General features: G+C 49.4%; 14 protein-coding genes. 5 read left to right on the plus strand and 9 right to left on the minus strand.

The annotated features are described in order from the left end of the window. Positions 1-98: 98 nt before the first annotated feature. The 3 genes from JL719_RS13345 to JL719_RS13355 all read left to right on the plus strand — a co-directional run bounded on the left by JL719_RS13345 (position 99) and on the right by JL719_RS13355 (position 3,692). Positions 99-2,360 carry a CHASE2 domain-containing protein gene (locus JL719_RS13345; RefSeq protein WP_051670393.1) on the plus strand — a complete coding sequence of 754 codons (2,262 nt, stop codon included), beginning with the start codon at positions 99-101 and terminating at the stop codon, positions 2,358-2,360. Positions 2,361-2,640: 280 nt separating this feature from the next. Then, on the plus strand, positions 2,641-3,087 hold the full coding sequence (locus JL719_RS13350) for a FecR family protein (protein WP_225892855.1): 447 nt from the start codon (positions 2,641-2,643) through the stop codon (positions 3,085-3,087). 14 nt (positions 3,088-3,101) lie between these two features. Next, complete coding sequence (locus tag JL719_RS13355) at positions 3,102-3,692, plus strand: OmpA family protein (RefSeq protein WP_051670395.1); 591 nt, start codon at positions 3,102-3,104, stop codon at positions 3,690-3,692. Between the two features lie 53 nt (positions 3,693-3,745). On the opposite strand, the gene JL719_RS13360 is transcribed toward JL719_RS13355, so the two are convergent. The 9 genes from JL719_RS13360 to rpsB form a co-directional block, all read right to left on the minus strand. Next, positions 3,746-4,456, minus strand: a complete 711-nt coding sequence (locus JL719_RS13360; RefSeq protein WP_033158767.1) for a DsbC family protein — start codon at positions 4,454-4,456, stop codon at positions 3,746-3,748. A gap of 63 nt (positions 4,457-4,519) precedes the next feature. Next, positions 4,520-5,884: an RIP metalloprotease RseP gene (gene rseP, locus JL719_RS13365; RefSeq protein ID WP_033158768.1), complete on the minus strand. Its 1,365-nt coding sequence runs from the start codon at positions 5,882-5,884 to the stop codon at positions 4,520-4,522. Positions 5,885-5,889: 5 nt separating this feature from the next. Further along, positions 5,890-7,074, minus strand: coding sequence for a 1-deoxy-D-xylulose-5-phosphate reductoisomerase (gene ispC / locus JL719_RS13370; RefSeq protein WP_033158769.1), 1,185 nt, complete (start codon positions 7,072-7,074; stop codon positions 5,890-5,892). Further along, positions 7,071-7,994, minus strand: a complete 924-nt coding sequence (locus tag JL719_RS13375) for a phosphatidate cytidylyltransferase (RefSeq protein ID WP_033158770.1) — start codon at positions 7,992-7,994, stop codon at positions 7,071-7,073. Before JL719_RS13375 ends, ispC begins: the two co-directional genes overlap by 4 nt. A 40-nt stretch (positions 7,995-8,034) precedes the next feature. Further along, positions 8,035-8,799, minus strand: a complete 765-nt coding sequence (uppS, locus tag JL719_RS13380; RefSeq protein WP_084153436.1) for an undecaprenyl pyrophosphate synthase — start codon at positions 8,797-8,799, stop codon at positions 8,035-8,037. 12 nt (positions 8,800-8,811) lie between these two features. Beyond that, positions 8,812-9,369, minus strand: a complete 558-nt coding sequence (gene frr, locus JL719_RS13385; RefSeq protein WP_020481855.1) for a ribosome recycling factor — start codon at positions 9,367-9,369, stop codon at positions 8,812-8,814. Positions 9,370-9,373: 4 nt separating this feature from the next. Then, positions 9,374-10,093, minus strand: coding sequence for a UMP kinase (pyrH, locus tag JL719_RS13390; protein WP_020481856.1), 720 nt, complete (start codon positions 10,091-10,093; stop codon positions 9,374-9,376). 83 nt (positions 10,094-10,176) lie between these two features. Beyond that, complete coding sequence (gene tsf / locus JL719_RS13395; protein WP_033158772.1) at positions 10,177-11,055, minus strand: translation elongation factor Ts; 879 nt, start codon at positions 11,053-11,055, stop codon at positions 10,177-10,179. A gap of 122 nt (positions 11,056-11,177) precedes the next feature. Further along, positions 11,178-11,921 (minus strand): 30S ribosomal protein S2, encoded by a 744-nt coding sequence (rpsB, locus tag JL719_RS13400; RefSeq protein ID WP_020481858.1) that lies wholly within the window; start codon positions 11,919-11,921, stop codon positions 11,178-11,180. A 281-nt stretch (positions 11,922-12,202) separates the two neighbouring features. Between rpsB and map the strand changes: the two genes are divergently transcribed. Next, positions 12,203-12,967, plus strand: a complete 765-nt coding sequence (gene map / locus JL719_RS13405; RefSeq protein ID WP_033158773.1) for a type I methionyl aminopeptidase — start codon at positions 12,203-12,205, stop codon at positions 12,965-12,967. Continuing rightward, on the plus strand, positions 12,964-15,609 hold the full coding sequence (glnD, locus tag JL719_RS13410) for a [protein-PII] uridylyltransferase (protein WP_033158774.1): 2,646 nt from the start codon (positions 12,964-12,966) through the stop codon (positions 15,607-15,609). Before map ends, glnD begins: the two co-directional genes overlap by 4 nt. The last annotated feature ends 4 nt before the right edge of the window (positions 15,610-15,613 follow it).

The following is a 15,613-nucleotide window of genomic DNA, read 5'->3' on the forward strand; positions in this document are numbered from 1 at the left end:
GTCAGGCCATTAACAGCGGAAAGCCTTGTTTTACATTAACTGTTTGCGGTTGCAACTAGTATACTTTTCCTAGTATTTCCACTTTCACAGTAAATTCCATGGCGACTTGCCGCTTCGAAAAATCATTGATCGTCTTGCTGCTGATACTATTTACAGTCGGCTTAAGCTATACGGATGCACTGTGGCGCTTTGATCGGTGGATTTATGATGCCCAACTAAAGCTGCTGGCTACACCGGCTTCAAAAGATATTGTCATTATCGAAGTCGATCAAAAAAGCCTGCAAAAACTGGGGCGCTGGCCTTGGTCAAGAGATATTCACGCTCGCCTACTGGAGACGCTAGCACCGGCAAAACCCAAGGCAATTGGGCTGGATTTTATTTTTTCCGAAGCGGATCGGCAACATCCTGAGTTGGACGCGCACTTAAGCCGTGCTCTAGCCAATTATGGACAGGTCGTACTGCCGGTAATTATCGAACAAAACGATAACAAGATGGTGGAAACGCTGCCCTTGCCGGACTATGCCAAACATGCAGTCCTGGGGCACGCCAATGTCGATTTGGACAAAGACGGCATCAGTAGAAGCATTTTATTGCGATTGTCCTTGGGCGACTCGCAGTGGTCGGCGATGCCACTGGCTATTTATGCGTTGAGCCATCCGGAGATACTTGCCGATTTACCGGGCTTACGGATCGAAACAACGCCAGAAAGCATTCATGGCGATTACCGGGTGTGGTTGCCGTTCTTTGCGCCGGATAGTGATTTCATTAGGGTTTCTTATTTGGACGTATTGTCGGGTAATGTGTCCGGACAATTATTCACCGATAAATACGTATTGGTCGGGCTCACCGCCAGCGGTATAGAACGTGACCTGCCGGCACCTCTGGCTATCGGTAGTCGGCCCATGAGCGGTGTGGATTTCGTCGCAGCCGGCTTGGATGGCCTGATTAAGCAAACGCTTTGGCAACCGCTACCGGGCCATTGGCAATTTCTGTTAAGCCTGGCCATAGCCGGGATCGCCATCAAGATCAGCACCTGTTTTTCACTGCGCTGGCTGGCGCTGGCGGTTTCTATGCTGTCCATGGCAATTTTACTGTTTTGCTTAGTCTTACTGCATACCAGCCACTATTGGTTTGCACCGTCCGTGGCATTACTGGTGTTAATAATCAGCTATCCACTGCGCAGCTGGCGGCATTTTGAGAAACTGATCCAATCCTTATTCGCAGAACGAAAGCGCGCCTATATCACCTTAAACGCTATCGTCGATGGGGTAATCACCACCGATAACAAAGGCTCGATTGAATACATGAATGCCGCCGCTCTGGACATCATCGGCAGCAAACGTCCCAAGACTAGCAGTCAAAATATCGACGACATTTTTAATTTGGAAATAGACGGCAAACCGCATCGAATCGCAGAATTGATACAACAAAGCGTCATCAATCAAGGACCGTTGAAAATCAGCAATACCCGCTTATCCATTTCCGACCATTATGCGATGAACGCGAATCTGACCATCGCCCCTTTGATAGGCAGTCGGGGCGCACTGATGGGCACGGTGTTGACCATCAACGATATTGGCGAGCGGATGCTCATGGCGAAAATGCTGCTGAAAAAAGCCGAAGAACAAACGGTAATGCGGGAATTGATTAACCGGACCGAACAAGTCAGCTTGGCCAAAAGCCAATTTCTGTCGCAAATGAGCCACGAATTACGTACCCCGCTAAATGCCATTATCGGTTTTGCGCAGCTGATGCAAATGGACGACCAGGAACATCCTTTGGCTGAAACTCACCTGGACTCGGTGAATGAAATACTCAAGGCCGGCCTGCACTTGCTCGGGCTGATTAACGAGCTTTTGGATCTGGCTAAAATCGAGTCCGGCAAAATCAGCGTGAATATCGGCAGCATCAATTTGGCGGAGCTGATCAAGGATTGCCAAACCCTGATCACACCCTTGGCGCAAAATAAAGGTCTGGCGTTGCTTGTCGATAATTGCTTACCCGAGAACATTGAGTTGCAAGCAGACCCGAAACGCGCCAAACAAATTTTATTGAATTTTTTGTCCAACGCCGTGAAATACAATCGCCCCCACGGTTCCATCAACTTGAGCAGCAGACGGGTGGACGATAACCGGGTGAGAATTTCTATCACCGATACCGGCAACGGTCTGGCGGAGCAACAACAACAATTGTTATTCCAATCGTTTCAGCGCCTGGGTGCGGATAATACCGAAATAGAAGGCACCGGTATTGGATTGGCTATTACCAAACAACTGGCGGAATTGATGAACGGTACCGTCGGGGTTAGCAGCACGCCGGGTGTGGGCAGCACGTTCTGGGTGGAATTGCTGACCCGTTAAGCCGCTTAGACTTTTATCTAATGCAGGTAACCCTTCTATGAGCGCTGGTTTCCGATAGTGAGCGCGCGCCAGAAAGCCAGACCACGAACCGAATCCCACATAGCCACCAGGCTCCCGCCTTCGCCGGTGAGACAATATATAAAAGCGGCGTACGAATAGCCCTAAAACAAATAAGCTCTTGAATCTGACAACAATTAAATGCTGTCTATACTTACACGCTGAATTTCGATACCGCCCGCGCGGCTATTGATGTCCCAAAACACCGTTTGTAGAGGCCATTATGAAACGTCTTTTCGCCTGTTGTAGCCTGGGGTTAGCCCTTTGCATGCCGAATGCGGCATCGGCCGATGAAACAGTCATCGGCTACATCAAAACCATCAACGATCAAACGACTATTGACGAGAGTAGCGGCCCAATCAAAGCCAGCCTTGGTTCGCCGATTCATGTCGGCAACGTTATCAAAACCGACCAAAACGGCGCAGCCGGGGTAACGCTGAAAGACAATACCATTTTGTCGATCGGCCCGAATACCGAATTCAAAATAGAAGCATATCAATTCGAACCACAACAGGACAAATTGCAATTAAACGCCAGCTTATTAAAAGGCACCCTGCACTATATTTCCGGCGTCATCGCCAAACTCAAACCGGAAGCGGTAACGGTAAAAACCCCCACCGGCGTGATTGCGGTAAGAGGCACACGTTTTTTAGTCAAAGTTGAAGATTAAACTGAGTATTTGCCATGACGACAATTTCCATACCCAAAACCTTAACATTCGCAGTCGCGCTGGCTTTAAGCGGTTGCGCCAAATCTTATTTGGTCTTACTGGAAGATCACGACGGCTCAACCGGAAAAGTGATTTTCAGCGGTGCCGGCAGCGAAACCGTGGTTGAACAAGCCGGTTTTGGTGCGGCTCTGGATAACTCTAAAACCGTATTCAAAGTAGAACAAGAGAAGATCAATAAGGACTTTGGTCGAGCCTTAGCTTCCGAGCCGGTATTACCGGAAACATTTTTATTGTATTTTGAAACCGGCGGCACCAAGCTGACCGCGGATTCTGCGGCCTTGATTCCGAAGATCATCGAAGCCGCCAGCAAACATCCGGCCGCCGATATTTCAGTGATAGGCCACACCGACACCGTGGGCGATGCCGGCAAAAACGAAAAGCTGGCTAATGAGCGCGCCGTTCAGGTCAGCAAGTTATTCGATGCCGGCAAAATGGATGTCAAAGAGGTCGCCGTGACATCGCACGGCGAAAAGAATTTGTTGATCAAGACCGGCGATGAAACGTCCGAACCGCGAAACCGTCGGGTAGAAGTGACGATCCGATAACTTTCTAACCCATCAAACCGCCAACTCGAAAGCTGGCGGTTTTTTGTATTTGCTTATTCGCTGGCCAGCACTTTTGCCAACTGCGCGGCAGGCACATAGCCGGGCAGGATATTACCTTTTTGCGTGACTATCATCGGTGTGCCATTCATACCGAACGCTTCACCCAAGGCCATATGTTCATCCACTGGATTTTCACAGGTTTTCGCGTCCAGATGTTCACCCTTCTTCGCGGTGGTTAATGCTTTGTTTTTGTCGGCGGCACACCAGACTGACACTGCTTTTTTATAGGAATCCGACCCTTTGCCGGCTCTAGGGAAGAACATGTAGCGTATCGTAATGCCCTGCGCCATGTATTGATCGATTTCAGAGTGCAACTTACGGCAATAACCGCAATCGATGTCGGTAAAGATAGACACGACATGTTTGCTGTTTTCCGGTTTGAAAATAATCATTTTTTGTTCGCCGACTTTATCCAGCGAGGCTTTACGCACCTCAGCCAGCTTAGATTCGGTGATATTTTTCTTTGCTTCGGCGTCAAATAATTGCCCTTGCAGTAAATATTTACCGTCTTCGGATGAATAAAAGATATTGCCGCCCATAGACACTTCGTACAGACCTTTGACTTCCGATGGTTTCACCGAGTCAACCTGCCCGCCCGGCATAAAGTTACTCAAGGCTTTTTTTATCGCGGCTTCGTCGGCAAATAATGCTGGACTAGTCAAAGCCAGTAGCGTCAGAGCCAGCGTGTATGTGATTTTTTTCATGTAATTACCAGGGAAGATTAGAAATGAATGTGGTTGACCACAACGCGACTGCTTTGTTCAGCGTTATTGAAATAATCTGCCTATATCCAGAAACATCGCCAGACCCATCAGCAGCATCAACAGCAACATGCCGGCCTGTTGAAAATACAGTTGTATTCTTTCCGGAATCGGGCTGCCTTTTACGGCCTCAACGGCGAAAAACAGCAAATGACCACCATCCAACACCGGGACAGGCAGCAAATTCAACACACCGAGACTGACGCTAACCAAGCCTAGAAACTTCAGAAACGCCGTAAATCCCATTTCAGCCGATTGACCGGCATATTGGGCGATACTGATGGGACCGCTCAAATTCTCGACGGAAGCCGAACCTACCACCATTTTTCCCATCATTTTTAATGTGGTCACCGCGTAAAACCAAACTCGCTTTCCGGCGACCGGAACCGCATCCCAGGGAGACAAAGCATGTGTCACCATCATGGAGTCCAGCAAGTCTTTCGGCGTATCCACACCGGCGCCGATTTTGCCGACAGCCTTGCCCTCACCCTGCTGTTCGCTACGCGGCGTTATGCTTAAGGATAATGGCGCGCCGCTACGCTCCAGCAATAACTTAATTTCAACATCCGGCCGGGCCTGCACATAATCTACCCATTGTTGCCAGTCGGTAATGGCGGTGCCGTCTGCGCTGATAATTAAATCACCGCTTTGTAAACCGGCTTGTTTGGCAACCCCATCCTCAAGCACCTTACCGATAACCGGTTTAATAGTGGGCACCCAAGGTTTCAGACCCAATCGCTTATGTAGCATTTCCGGGGTTTGTACGTCTTGTTCGGTCAAGTGAATCAAGCGTACTTGTTGACTATCGTCTATCGCTTTAGTCACTACGCTTATTTCGGTTTTACCGTCAATCGCCGAGGTCAACAAGGTGTCCAGAGCTTCTATCCAGGTAGGCGTGGCAGTCTCATCAACGCTGATTATTTCGTCCCCTGCCGCAAAACCGGCCTGCTCGGCCAGAGATCCGGCCTCCACTCCACCGATAACCGGTCTAACGCCCGCTTCACCGATGACCAACACCAACCAAAATAAAACCACGGCCAGCAGTAAATTGGCAATCGGTCCGGCTGCGACGACGGCGGTTCGGGCTAATAACGGCTGCCGATTGAAGGCGAAAGGTAAATCTTCCGCCTTTACGGCTTCTTCGCGTTCGTCGACCATTTTCACATAGCCGCCCAACGGGATGGCAGCGACGACGAATTGAGTATCGGCCGAGCTTTTTTGCCAGCTGATTAACGGCTTGCCGAAACCGATGGAAAAACGGATAACTTTGATGCCAACCTTGCGTGCCGCCCAAAAATGGCCGTACTCATGAAACGCCACCAGTACCGCGATGGCGACGGTGAAATAAAACAAAGTGTGCAAAGTATCCATCAAATCTATTGTTTGAGTTCGGCGATCACTTTATTCGCAACGTCTCTGGCCTGCTGGTCGGCTGCCAAGACGTGTTCGAGCGTATCGGCGCAATCGGCAGTAAATTGGGCCATGCTTCGCTCTATGATGCGCGCAATATCGGTAAAGCGTACCTGCTCGTTCAAAAAGGCTTCCACGGCAATCTCATTCGCGGCGTTCAAAACGGTCGGCATAATGCCGCCAGCTTTGATAGCTTCGTAGGCCAGCCGCAAACACGGGAAACGTTGCAAATCAGGTTGTTCGAAATCCATATGCTTGACTTCGAAAATATTCAGCGGCACCACGCCGGAGTCAAAGCGCTCCGGCCAAGCCATGGCGTGCGCGATAGGTGTGCGCATGTCGGGGTTGCCCATTTGCGCTAACACAGAGCCGTCGACATAATCCACCATGGAGTGAATGATACTTTGCGGATGAATCACTACTTGAATCGCATCCGGGTCCATATTGAACAACAGACAGGCCTCGATCAACTCCAAGCCTTTGTTCATCATCGTCGCGGAATCCACCGAAATTTTTCGGCCCATATCCCATTTCGGATGCGCGACCGCTTGTTCGGGGGTCACAGTATCCAAATCGGCAATTGGCGTTTGCCGAAACGGACCGCCGGATGCGGTCAACAAAATACGTCTGGCCTGTTTGGCAGTATGCCCGGTCGTATAGCCAGCAGGCATGCACTGAAATATTGCGTTGTGTTCGCTATCAATCGGTAACAAGGTCGCGCCGTTTTCGGCGACGGCTTGCATAAAGATTTGCCCGGACATGACCAAGGCTTCCTTGTTAGCCAACAATACCGTTTTGCCAGCTTTTGCTGCGGCCAAAGTTGGCAACAAACCTGCTGCGCCGACGATAGCGGCCATCACTGCGTCAACATTGTCCAAGGTTGCTACTTGCGTCAAGGCGTCCGCGCCGGCTAACACCTTAATATCGGCAAGAGGCGAACCGGCGATTTTGTCCTCGAATGCTTGAGCGTTATCCGGATTGGCAACTACTGCATACTCCGGACGATGGGCCAAACATTGTTCGTACAAGGCGTCGATATTACCGTTGGCGGTTAACGCTACCACTTTATATTGGTCGGGGTGGCGCGCAACCACATCTAAAGTGCTGACGCCAATCGAGCCGGTGGCTCCGAGTATGCAAAGACCTTTCATGCGTAAAACACCCTACCAATCAATAAAATCCCTGCATAGAAAAAAGGCGCGGCAGCAATGATGCTATCCACTCTGTCCAAAATGCCACCGTGACCGGGTAACAAGTTACCGCTGTCTTTAACACCTTTTTTGCGTTTTATCAGACTGAAAAACAAATCGCCGTAAATTGAGATCAACACGGTCATCACCGACAATATCAACATATCGGTCCACACCAATCCATTGAGGAAGCGCAACGTTCCGGAGTCAACATCTTCTGGCTGAGTCGCGGTAATCCAACCATAAATAGTAAAACCTATGCCGCAGACAGCCGCGGAAATTAAAGCACCATACATGCCTTGAATGGTTTTACCCGGACTTATTTCTGGCGCGAGTTTATCTTTACCCCAAGTTTTACCAGCAAAAAAGGCGGAAATATCCGCGGCCCAAATCAACAGCAAAAAGTAGATCACCATGCCAGGACCGTAATACGCTCTTAATTTGCTGAGAAACATCCAGGCAGAGAGCAATACCAACCAACCGCTGAAAGTCTTGAGCCGTGCCTTGAACTCGATATTCAACAACTGCGGACCGGCTTTTCTGATCAAAACCATCGTTAGCACCCAGAACAGCACCGGAGCGATAACAAACCACTCTAAAGCATCCGAATAGTCTTTGATTTCCGGCCATTCCATCGCCTCGCTAAGCAACTCCAGCAATACCGTCCAATAAGTAACGCCCAACATCGGCACAATTAAAAACAAGAGGAAAAGTATTTTGCGGATAAGCGTGTTTACGTCAGTCAAGGCCATCCATTCGAAGGCGGCGATCAGTGTAACCACAGCGATAAATAGGGAGAAATAAAGGGCTGGCAGCAGCATAACTGCCGTGATGACCACGGTAGCCAGTACTAGCGCGGTTAAGATGCGTTTTAATAACATGTGTGTGGTTTTTTAATTATTATGGTTATAGAAAAAATCCCTAGAGAACTCTGTTATCGATGACTTGTTCGCCAGTGTGCCCAAAACGTCTTTGCCGGCCTTTGAAGCTGCCGATAGCTTTTTCCAATGCTTGCTGATCGAAATCCGGCCAAAGCGCATCGGTAAAATAAAATTCGGTATAGGCCAGTTGCCACAGAAGAAAATTACTGATCCGTTCCTCTCCGCCGGAACGAATAAACAAATCAGGCTCGGGTAACTCAGCGGTCACCAGATATTGATTGACGAGTTGTTCGGAAATGGCTTGCTCGTCGATCTCGCCCGATTTCACCCCAGCGACGATTTGCCGCAAAGCTTGGGTGATGTCCCAACGTCCGCCGTAGTTAGCGGCAATCAGCAATGTCAATCCGTCGTTTTGTGCGGTCTGTCCTTCGGCTGCGGCGATTTTTTCCCGCAGTTTTTCCGGAAACGCGCTTTTATCGCCGATGATTTTCAGTCTGATGTTGTTTTTGTCGAGTTTATCGACCTCGGATTGCAGTGTGTTCATGAACAGCTCCATCAACAAACTCACTTCATCTTGCGGCCTGCGCCAGTTTTCGCTGCTGAAAGCGAACAATGACAGCACTTCAATGTTCTCTTTGGCACAATACTCGACGATCTTCCTGACCGCCTTCACACCAGCGTAATGCCCCATGATCCTGGGCATCAAGCGTTTTTGCGCCCAGCGACCATTGCCATCCATGATGATGGCAATATGCCGTGGATTGCCGTTATTTATCGCCGGTTTATCGTTGTCAGCAGCAGTCATCACGCCTCTCGATTACATGGAAAGCAAATCGGCTTCTTTTTCTTCAAGATGCTTCTCTACTTCCTTGATGTATTGATCGGTGAGCTTCTGAATTTTTTCTTCGGCTTGACGCGCATCGTCCTCAGAAATTAATTTCTCTTTCAAAGCATCTTTGATCGCGGCATTGGCGTCGCGGCGAATATTGCGAATCGCTACGCGGCCTTGTTCGGCTTCATTTTTGACGATTTTAACCAAATCACGACGACGCTCTTCGGTCAGCGCCGGCAACGGCAGTCTGATGACGGTACCTTGCGTGGCGGGATTTAAGCCCAAGCCGGACGACATGATGGCTTTCTCGATAGCCTGGATCATGCTCTTTTCCCAAGGCACGACTTTCAAGGTACGCGCGTCCTCGACAGAGACGTTGGCAACCTGCGACAAGGGCGATTCGTTACCGTAATACGTGACGCTGATTTGGTCCAGCAAGCTGGGATGCGCGCGGCCGGTTCTTATTTTGGTAAATGCTTTTTGTAAGGACTCGATGCTTTTTACCATACGGCTGGCGGCATCTTGTTGAATATCGCTGATCATTCTGTTAGTTCCTCTCGATTAGGGAGCCTATGTCTTCACCGCGCATCAAGCGCATAATCGCTCCCGGCTCAAATACATTCATTACCCGCATGGGCAGGTTGTTATCCCGGCACAAAACCAAGGCCGTGGTGTCCATGACATTCAAGCGCTGATCGATGGCTTCGTCATAGGTCAAGCGGGGATAAAATACGGCATCAGCCACTTTATTCGGGTCCGCGGAATAAACGCCTTTGACTTTGGTCGCCTTAATCATCAACTCGGCGTCAATTTCAATAGCACGCAAACTGGCGGCGGTATCGGTAGTAAAAAACGGATTACCGGTTCCGGCAGCGAAAATAGCCACTCTACCTTTTTCCAAATGTCTGACAGCCCGGCGACGGATGTAATCTTCGCACACCTGATTGATTTTCAAGGCAGTCATGACCCGAACCGGCTGCCCGAGATACTCCAGCGCGTCCTGCATCGCCAAGGCATTAATCACCGTTGCCAACATACCCATTTGGTCGCCGGTGACTCGATTTAAGCCTTCAGATGCTTTCTCGCCGCCGCGCAAAATATTGCCGCCACCAATCACCAAGCCAACCTGGATACCTGCATCGCACAAGTCTTTCACTTCTTGAGCCAAGCGTTGCACTATATCCGGATCGATACTGCCGCCGCGTTCGCTCGCCAGTGCTTCGCCGCTCAATTTAAGTAAAATTCTCTGACAAATCAATTGACTCATAATCAAATATCCACCGTAAACATGGGTTAAAAGCAACGAACTGATATAAATAAACCCGGCGAACCGGGTTTATTCCGAGGCGTTTAGCCTCTAACTTGTGCCATTACTTCGGCGGCAAAATCTTCTTCTTTTTTCTCAATGCCTTCGCCCACTTCGAAACGAGCAAAACGCACGACAGCATTGCCTTTAGAGGTCAGCAATTTACCAACGGTAACGCTGTCGTCCTTGATGAAAGGTTGACCCAACAATGTCACTTCCGCCAGGAATTTATTGATACGACCACCAATCATTTTTTCAACGATCTCGGCAGGCTTGCCACTTTCCAGTGCTTGCGCGGCAAAAATCTCTTTTTCCTTGGCTATAACATCGACTGATACTTGATCATCCGATACATATTCAGGTTTAGCAGCGGCAACATGCATCGCCACGTCCTTACCCAAAGCGGGATCGTTTTTGCTTAACTCAACGATAACGCCAATTTTACTGCCGTGCAGGTAAGCCGCCTGACCACCTTCAGTGGTGGTGAATTTAACGAAACGGCGCACAGTAATGTTTTCGCCGATTTTAGCAATCAACGCACGACGGGTATCGTCAACGCTGACGCCGGTGCTCAGTACCATTGCTTGCAATTCTTCGTCGCTGTTGACATTGCTGGTCAACAAACTATTGACGACATCATTAGCAAAACCAATAAAATCATCGCCTTTGGCGACGAAATCGGTTTCGCAGTTAACATCTACCATAACAACGGTTTTAGCGTCGTCGGAAACTTTAACACCTATGATGCCTTCCGCCGCGATACGGCCGGATTTTTTATCGGCTTTTGCCAAACCGGCTTTACGCATGTTTTCAATGGCCAGTTCCATATCGCCATTGGCTTCAACCAGGGCTTTCTTACACTCCATCATGCCTGAGCCGGTACGCTCACGCAATTCCTTGACCATCGCCGCACTAATACTCATCGTTTTTTCCTCAAATTTTATTAACTAAAAAAACGCCTCACAAAGGAGGCGTTTAAAAGACAGTCTGTTCTGAATACCAGATTCAGCGGCGCTCAACCACCTTGGCCGAGCGCGTTTAATACTTACGCTTCCGTTACGACTTCTTCTACAAAATCGTCGGCTTTGGCTGAAGCATCCATACGCAAGGCTTTTGCTTCCAGCACGGAGGCCGAAGCACTTTGGCAATACAAAGTCACTGCGCGGATAGAATCGTCATTACCTGGGATAACGTAATCAATTTTTTCGGGCGAGTTATTGGAGTCAACCACGCCGACCACTGGAATGCCCAATTTTTTGGCTTCCATAATGGCATTTTTCTCATAACCTACGTCCAACACGAAAATAGCGTCAGGAGTGCCGCGCATATCTTTGATACCGCCCAAGCTACGCTCAAGCTTTTCCAATTCGCGCTCCATGCCCAAAGCTTCTTTTTTGCTGAAACGTTGGTACAAGGTGCCATCGGCTTTCATCGCTTCCAGTTCTTTCAAACGGTTGATGGACTTTTTGATGGTTTTGAAGTTGGTCAACATGCCGCCCAACCAACGATGGTTGACGTAAGGCATGCCACAACGTTTTGCTTCTTCCGCCACGACTTTACGCGCCGCTTTTTTAGTACCGACAAACAGAATGGTGCCTTTGTTGGCGGTCATTTGACCAAGATAGTTCATCGCATCGTTAAACAATGGAAGCGTTTGTTCCAGGTCGATGATATGAATTTTGTTACGCGCTCCAAACAAATATGAAGCCATTTTTGGGTTCCAGTAACGGGTTTGATGTCCAAAGTGAACACCCGCTTCCAGCATTTGACGCATTGACACTGCTGCCATTTACTTCTCCTAAAATTGCCGAATAATTCGGCGTTGGGTTACGCCTCCACTCGCCCCGATCAGTGACCGAAAATCCTAAATAGACTTTCAGCACCCCACCGACCGTGTCGACAAGTGTGAGTATTGGTTACATAGTGAACTTACCTTTATACCATGATTAGAATTTCACAACAACTTCAAGTCTGATAGACTCCTGTCGGCGCCTGCCTGCGAGAGCATCTTGATTAAATAGCAAAACCAGGCCCGCACCCGCTTTTATCCTAATAATTAGCCACCTGCCGATGACTATTACCATAAAAACCGCTGAAGAAATCGACAAGATGCGCGTTGCCGGAAAACTGGCCGCCGAAGTACTTGAAATGATCGCCCCCTACGTCGTTGCCGGCATATCCACCGAAGAGCTTGACCAAATCTGCCACGACTACATCGTCGATGTGCAACAAGCCATTCCCGCGCCCTTAAATTATCGCGGCTTCCCTAAGTCGATTTGCACATCCATTAATCAACAGATTTGCCACGGTATTCCCAGCGAGAAAAAACTAAAGAACGGCGACATCGTAAATATCGATATTACGGTGATAAAGGATGGTTATCACGGCGACACCAGCAAAATGTTTTGTATCGGTGAGGTCAGCCCACACGCCAAACGCTTGGTAGACATCACCCGCGAATGCCTGTTTTTGGGTATAGCGGAAGTCAAACCCGGCGCCCGCCTGGGCGACATAGGCCATGCGATTCAAAAACATGCGGAGAGCAATCGCTACTCCATTGTCAGAGAGTTCTGCGGTCACGGCATAGGCAAAAAATTTCACGAAGATCCACACGTGATGCATTTCGGCAAACGCGGTGAAGGCGAGATAATCGAGCCCGGCATGATTTTTACGATAGAACCCATGCTCAATCAAGGCAAACGCCATATGAAGATCCTCGCCGACGGCTGGACGGCAGTGACCAAGGACCGCAGCTTGTCAGCACAATGGGAGCACACAATTTTGGTGACCGACACCGGCTACGAGATTTTGACGCTGAGACAGGAAGAACTGTGAGCCAAGCGCTGTTCACCGAAAACGATTTTCTCGACTGCTTTGCAGGCGAAAATCCGGTCGCCAAATTCAAAAATGCGATTAACGAAGAAAATGCGCAGTTAAAAATGCGCTTTAACCCGGACCAGGCGACCGTCGGCTTGCTGACCGAGAAAGCTCGCTTCATCGACAATCTATTGACCGCCTGCTGGCTACATTTCCTCGACGCAGCCGCCAGCCGCCATAGCCTGATTGCGACCGGCGGATATGGCAGAAGCGAATTGTTTCCCTACTCGGATATCGATATCTTGGTGCTGCTCGACGCCGCCAACCCGATAGACTATCAACAGCCCGTATCCGGTTTTTGTAATTTTCTTTGGGACATTGGCTTAAAACCAGGACTCAGTACACGCTCAGTAGCAGAGTGCCTGGCGGTTGCCGCGGACGACCAAACCGTCTTTACCAATCTGCTGGAAATGCGCCTGATTACCGGCAACTCCGAACTGTTTAGCGATCTAAAACACCAGATAAATTCTGAAACACTCTGGCCATCGGAACAATTTTTTCCAGCCAAAATGGCTGAACAGCAAAAGCGCTACAGCAAGTACCACGACACGGCTTACAACCTGGAGCCCAACATCAAGGAAGGCCCTGGTGGACTTCGCGACTTGCAGGTCATCAGCTGGGTATTCAAGCGCCATTACAACGCATCCTCTCTCCGCGAGTTGATCAAGTACGGTTTTTTACCGAAATCCGAATACGACAATCTTATTACCGCTCGCGACATCCTCTGGCGCCTGCGCTTTGCACTGCACAATCTGACCAACCGCTGCGAAGACCGATTGGTGTTCGATTACCAACGCGAGCTAGCCAGCCAGTTCGGTTACATCGATAAAAACGAACAACCCGACGTCGAGCAATTCATGCAGTTTTACTTCAAAACTGTCGTGGACATTGAACGCCTGAATGAAATGCTCTTGCAACTGCTGAACGAGAGACTGATCAGCAACAAGGAAAGCCTAACCCCCATCCCTATCACCGCCAATTTTTCATCGATTGACGGCTATCTGGAAGTCAGCCACAAAGACGTATTTCAAAAACAACCGCTGGCTTTGCTGGAAATTTTTTTAATCTTGCAACAATCGCCCTCTTTGAAAGGAATTCGCGCTAGCACCATCCGCTTGATTCGCAAAAACCTGCACCTGATCAATGCCGATTTCCGCGCCAACAAACAGGCCAACCGCCTATTCATGGATATTCTCAGGCAGCCGCGCGGCATTACCAGCCAACTCAAGCGCATGAACCGATACGGCGTACTCGCCGCCTATTTGCCGGATTTCGCCAATATCGTGGCGCGCATGCAATACGACCTATTCCACATCTATACCGTGGACGAGCACACTCTGTTTGTTATCCGTAATTTGCGGCGCTTCTCGCTGGCCAAACACAACAAGGAATTGCCGTTTTGCAATAATATTTTTTTACTGATTTCAAAGCCTGACATTTTGTACATCGCCGCCATGTTTCACGACATAGCCAAAGGCAGGGGCGGGGATCATTCCACGCTCGGCGAAACCATTGCCAACAACTTTTGCCAGCAACACGAATTATCAAGCCACGATACCAAGTTGATCACTTGGCTGGTTCGTCAGCACCTGTTGATGTCAATGACCGCACAACGCAAGGATATTAGCGACCCGGACGTCATCCACACCTTCGCCCAAGAAGTCGGCAGTATAGAGCGGCTAAATTATTTATATCTACTGACAGTGGCGGACATTCGCGCCACCAACCCTAGCTTATGGAATGCCTGGAAAGACGTATTGCTTAAAGACTTGTATATTTCCACCCACCAAGCCTTGCACCGCGGCCTGCAAAATCCGGTGGCCCGCTCGGAACGGGTACAGGAAAACAAAAAAGAAGCGGGCGACGAGCTTTTGAAACTGGGTATATCCAAAACCAATATCACGCAGTCGTGGCAGCATCTCAGCGACGACTATTTTCTGCGTTATTCTGCGGACGAAATCGCCTGGCACACCATCGCCATCGCGGCCTGCCAGGAAAGCGAACTGCCGTTGGTATTACTGCGCCCGCAAACCCAGCGCGGCAGTGCGGAGATTTTCGTTTACACCCGCAACGAAGCGCAGATTTTTTCGATTTCGACCGCCACTCTGGACCATTTGGGCCTAACAATTCTGGATGCCAGAATCATCACGACTGCCGATCAATACGTACTGAACAGTTTTCAGGTTTTGGAACAATCCGGCGAAGCCATTAACGACTTGTATCGCGAAGTACATATCTGCACCTCGCTACGCCAAGGCTTAATCGCCAAAAAAGTGAAAGCGTCAAAGAATATCCACAAGCAGTCCCGCCAGGCCCGACACTTTCCGATAGAAACCAGCATCACCTTTCTGGAAGATCCTTCGCATAAACACACCGTCATCGAATTAGTGACGACGGACCGCGCCGGCTTGCTATCGACCATAGGTAAGGCGTTTACGGAGCTGGATATTCAACTGCACGACGCAAAAATCACGACGATAGGCAGTCGCGCGGAAGACATGTTCTACATCAGCGACCAGCAATCAATGCCGATCACCGACGAAGACAAAAAAGCCCAGATACGTACCACCATGTTGAGATATTTGAGCCTCAAAGGTTAGGAAA

This window comes from Methylomonas sp. LW13 (assembly GCF_016865255.1).
Taxonomy (GTDB): domain Bacteria; phylum Pseudomonadota; class Gammaproteobacteria; order Methylococcales; family Methylomonadaceae; genus Methylomonas.

Coding starts and splice junctions, on each gene's coding strand:
- rpsB (WP_020481858.1), bottom strand. CDS start 11,921: ATGGCAGCAGTGTCAATGCGTCAAATGCTGGAAGCGGGTGTTCACTTT.
- JL719_RS13350 (WP_225892855.1), top strand. CDS start 2,641: ATGAAACGTCTTTTCGCCTGTTGTAGCCTGGGGTTAGCCCTTTGCATG.
- ispC (WP_033158769.1), bottom strand. CDS start 7,074: ATGAAAGGTCTTTGCATACTCGGAGCCACCGGCTCGATTGGCGTCAGC.
- JL719_RS13360 (WP_033158767.1), bottom strand. CDS start 4,456: ATGAAAAAAATCACATACACGCTGGCTCTGACGCTACTGGCTTTGACT.
- pyrH (WP_020481856.1), bottom strand. CDS start 10,093: ATGAGTCAATTGATTTGTCAGAGAATTTTACTTAAATTGAGCGGCGAA.
- JL719_RS13345 (WP_051670393.1), top strand. CDS start 99: ATGGCGACTTGCCGCTTCGAAAAATCATTGATCGTCTTGCTGCTGATA.
- map (WP_033158773.1), top strand. CDS start 12,203: ATGACTATTACCATAAAAACCGCTGAAGAAATCGACAAGATGCGCGTT.
- uppS (WP_084153436.1), bottom strand. CDS start 8,799: ATGACTGCTGCTGACAACGATAAACCGGCGATAAATAACGGCAATCCA.
- JL719_RS13375 (WP_033158770.1), bottom strand. CDS start 7,994: ATGTTATTAAAACGCATCTTAACCGCGCTAGTACTGGCTACCGTGGTC.
- rseP (WP_033158768.1), bottom strand. CDS start 5,884: ATGGATACTTTGCACACTTTGTTTTATTTCACCGTCGCCATCGCGGTA.
- JL719_RS13355 (WP_051670395.1), top strand. CDS start 3,102: ATGACGACAATTTCCATACCCAAAACCTTAACATTCGCAGTCGCGCTG.
- frr (WP_020481855.1), bottom strand. CDS start 9,369: ATGATCAGCGATATTCAACAAGATGCCGCCAGCCGTATGGTAAAAAGC.
- tsf (WP_033158772.1), bottom strand. CDS start 11,055: ATGAGTATTAGTGCGGCGATGGTCAAGGAATTGCGTGAGCGTACCGGC.